Origin of the sequence: Daejeonella sp. (assembly GCF_049655485.1) — a bacterium.
Taxonomy (GTDB): Bacteria; Bacteroidota; Bacteroidia; order Sphingobacteriales; family Sphingobacteriaceae; genus Daejeonella.
On the sequence record NZ_JBASJU010000219.1, the window covers coordinates 1 to 4,008 of the forward strand.

The following is a 4,008-nucleotide window of genomic DNA, read 5'->3' on the forward strand; positions in this document are numbered from 1 at the left end:
CTTTTGTTTCAAATCCTTCTATAACAATTTGATAGGACAGACTACCCGAAGGATTTACTTTTACCGGGTATCCGTACCTGTTGGAAAGTGTCTTTTGAATCAAAGCAGACTGCGACTTGTCTCCGAACGCATTAGCAATGATTAAATAGTTGTAAATAAGTGTTTTTGCAGGCTTGTATGAACGTGATTTTTGGCGATTATCGGGAAAGTTAATGAACTTCGGCACGATATGACTTGCCTTCAATCCCGTAATTACTACATTAGCAGTCCGTGCAGGAGTTAAATCTATTAATGGCGGGCGCATATAATCCGCGTCCTGGAGTTTAAATTCCACCTCGCTTACCACATCACCTTCTAAAAGAGGTGCTATATTAAAACTAAATGAGGCAGGCTTTGCACTAGCTTTCAGTTGACTCAATTGTGCAGAATCTACTTCGGCCGTATAATTCCCGGGGGGCAGCCCAAGGTAACTAAAAAAGCCATCGGTTTCACTAAGTGTGCGTCCGGCAGGTTTTCCATTTCGAAAAAAATTAATCAGAATTCTTCCCTGTCCTTTGTGATCATCATTTTTTGCATAAATCATCCCGGAAACTTCACCGCTTACTTTGACAGGCACTTCAATGATTTTAATCGTATTAGGTTCAATGGTTACCTGGTAATCATGTTTTTTTAGGCCCCATGCGATGTTATCAAAACCATTAGTGTTTAGTTCAAGTAAGTAACTGGCGTAGGGCTCTAAGTCGAATACCTGAATTGTAGTATCCCGGAGATTTTTTTGAGTACTTCCGCCATTTATCTTTGTCTGAAGTCCTTCGATCTTTGGCTCATTTATGTCCCGTTTATTATTCGCATTAATATCCAGAAACGAGTTTTATATTTTCCCGCATTTTCCAATTCGAATCTCTGAATAACTCCCCTGTTTGGTTTCTTTATAAGCAATGCCTGATCTAATGAAGACTTAACAGCTTTCATGCCTTTAGACATTCCACCATTACCTTCAGGGCTCCCCGGGAACGCTTCGAAAATGCCTTTTCCTACGATCTCTTCTGGCTTCACGTGGGTGTATTTCAGAAAGGTATTATTTGCTGCGGCAATGGTATAACGGGGCGCGTCGGGAAGCAGCACCAGGTAAGCATTGGGCGATTCGGAAAAAAGCGATTTTAGATCTTCCAATGCTATCATAGCTATCGTTTAATTGGGTTAGCTATTTTTTAATTAAATGGAAATCAATTAATTGAGCGTCGACCGAACGGAAGACCGTTTATTTTTGTGTAAAATTAACGATATTAATTTGAGAATTAGGAGAATTAGGAAATTAGAGAATTTGGGAATGAGGGATTTCCCGGGTTGTCTTTGCGAGGAGGCACGACGAAGCAATCTATTCTAAGGCCAGAGATTGCTTCGCCAGGCTCGCAAGGACAGAAAGAGATTGCTTCGTTACACTCGCAATGACACCGACAACGGAAGCGAAAAATAAAACGTGCTGCCCTTTCCGAATTCACTTTCCACCCAAATTTTTCCATCATGGCGTTCAATTATTTCGGCGCTTAGATAAAGGCCAATACCAAAGCCAGATATGTAAGGTGCACTGGTCGATTCCGCACGAAAATACCGGTCGAATAAGCGCAATTGGTCCTCATTCTTTATTCCTACACCCTGATCCCTGACACTAAAAAAGACACGGTTGCCTTCCACCTTACAGTTCAATATGATTTCCGTGCCCAAACGAGAATACTTCACCGCATTGCTGATCAGGTTCGTAATGACAGTTCCGATTTTCTCGCGGTCAGCGTTTAATTCTACGGAGTCGCAAGCATCCACCGTGATACGGTGACTTGAAACGGTCAAATCAGTCTCGGCGACAATTTCCTGAATCAAATCTTCAAAGTTGAACTTGCTTTTGATAATATCCATTTTACCTGATTCCAGGCGGGAAAGATTCAAAAACCCCGAGATCATGGAGGTCATTTTCCTTACCTGGTTAATGGATTTATCTATTAAACCCGGTAGTAAGGTATCCTGGCTATCCGTTAATTTTTTGCTGGTTATCTGCAGGATAGCCATCATTGACGTCAGTGGCGTTTTGAGCTCATGGCTTACCATTCCGATGAAATCATTTTTCCTCGCTTCATCATTTTTCATGTCAGTGATATCGATACATGAACTGATATATCCTGCAAAAGAGCCATCTGAATTGAACCTTGCGGGAACCCTTGCCATCAGCCACCGGTAATCACCCTTCTTATCTAAAATCCGGAATTCCCCATTTAAGGATTCTTTTTTCTCGAAGGCGGCCAAATACTTAGCGATCCACGGTTCTTTATCTTCGGGGTGAAGAAGTTCGGCCCAGCCGAACTTTAATAGTTCGCCAGCTGATTTGCCGGTCATTTCCTGCCAGGCTTTATTAAAATATACCCCGTTGCTGCTTTCATCGGCGACTGCAATCAGCACATTTGTGTCTTCCGCCATAGCCCGGAACGTTTCTTCACTCTCCTGGATCCGGTCATAAGCAGAAGCGAGTTGCTCATTCGATGCGCTGAGTTCTTCGTTCATAGCGGTTATTTCCTCATTGGTCGCCTGAGTTTCCGCGTCGGCTTCCTCGGCCAGGGCTAAAGCATCCTGTGCTTCCTCATACAGCCTCGCATTTTCAAGTGCCAGAGCTATACGCGTGGCCATATCTTTTGCAAAATCCAGATCTATCTCATCGTATTCCTTCCTTTCAACCGTCGATATGAAATTGATTGTCCCGATGATCTTATTTTTGATCTTCATCGGTACTACTATTGACGAGCGAAGGTTAAGCGCCATTATCTTCTTCAGATGCTCCGGATCTGTAATGGATTGCTCAATCATTTCCTGTGTTACCACGGGTACCAGTGAGGATTCGCCGGTCCTCAGTATATGTCCTGTAAGACCCTTCTCATCTATGGTTATAGGGTTGCGCTCTCTGTATTCTTTTGCCCAGCTTACATATTCAGGGTCAGGATTTTGAACGAATAACAAGTCAACATCAACGCCTCTCAATACGTTTATCGTGAACCAGTTCGCAAATTTGGGAACAATGAGTTCCGAAATTCTTTGTAAGGCAGCATCCGTATTTAAAGCGAGTGCAAGTTCTTCTCCAGCGGAGTTAAGGTATTTCAGTAAAGCCTCTCTTTTTACCTTCGCGGTGATATCTCTGATATAACTTAATCTTGCTCTACTCCCGTTGAAGATAAAAGGGAACACGGTGGCTTCTGCATGTATGCGATTGCCATTTTTATATTGGTGGAGCGATTCCAGATTATAAGTTTCATTTCCCGAAAGATCCATAGGATCTAAATCTTTATGGACTCCGCCCACGAGGATGTCCCTTATGGTCATACTCAAAAACTCTTTCTTGGAGTAGCCATAAGTGGTTATAGCTGAATTGTTTACCTCCAGAAACTGGAGTGTAAGGCTATCGACAATCCACATGGGCTGCGGACTCTCATAAAAAAGTATGTTAAAGTTATAGTCGTTTTGAAATGAACTTTCAGGATCGGCAAACATATTCAACAGGCTTTGATGGTCGGCTAAAGTAAAAAAAAAACTTAAAAAAGCGTTAATCAAGGGCAGAAAGTGTTAAAATGCCTTAGATTTTTGTGCCCATGCAACAGCTCCTTTGCTAGAGTGGCAACTTAAAGTAGAAAGTCGAGCCTTTACCCAATTCACTTTCGATTCTGCAGGCAGCTCAAATATCCTACCGACAGTAAGAATTTAACAGGGCAAGTCCTCCCGGCTGCCAATATAAACAATAATCATTGCTGTATCCAGCCGATGAAGAATGCTATGTAAGTTTGCTTGAAGAGCAGGGGCAAGGGGCTGAATTTCACGCTAATTCGGACGCCTCTGCAGCGTTTTGATCGGGATTGTTCGACAAAAAAATACGGTACGAATCGTTCATAACTGATTCAAGCTTCTTTAAATCTACCGGCTTTGGCAAATAAAAATCCGCCCCGGCTTCTTCTGCTAGTCCGATAATTCCAC

3 protein-coding genes are annotated in these 4,008 nt (G+C 42.6%); all 3 read right to left on the reverse strand.

The window, feature by feature from the left end; all coding sequences use genetic code 11:
- Positions 1–616: hypothetical protein (locus WBJ10_RS09310; RefSeq protein WP_424289582.1), on the reverse strand; the 616-nt coding region annotated here is incomplete at its 3' end.
- Positions 617–828: 212 nt separating this feature from the next.
- Positions 829–1,182, reverse strand: a complete 354-nt coding sequence (locus WBJ10_RS09315) for a PAS domain-containing protein (RefSeq protein ID WP_424289584.1) — start codon at positions 1,180–1,182, stop codon at positions 829–831.
- A 255-nt stretch (positions 1,183–1,437) separates the two neighbouring features.
- Complete coding sequence (locus WBJ10_RS09320) at positions 1,438–3,531, reverse strand: PAS domain S-box protein (RefSeq protein WP_424289586.1); 2,094 nt, start codon at positions 3,529–3,531, stop codon at positions 1,438–1,440.
- Positions 3,532–4,008: the final 477 nt, after the last annotated feature.

Bases quoted from the DNA above. Each gene is read 5' to 3' on its own strand.
- WBJ10_RS09315 (WP_424289584.1), bottom strand. From the start codon at position 1,182: ATGATAGCATTGGAAGATCTAAAATCGCTTTTTTCCGAATCGCCCAAT.
- WBJ10_RS09320 (WP_424289586.1), bottom strand. From the start codon at position 3,531: ATGTTTGCCGATCCTGAAAGTTCATTTCAAAACGACTATAACTTTAAC.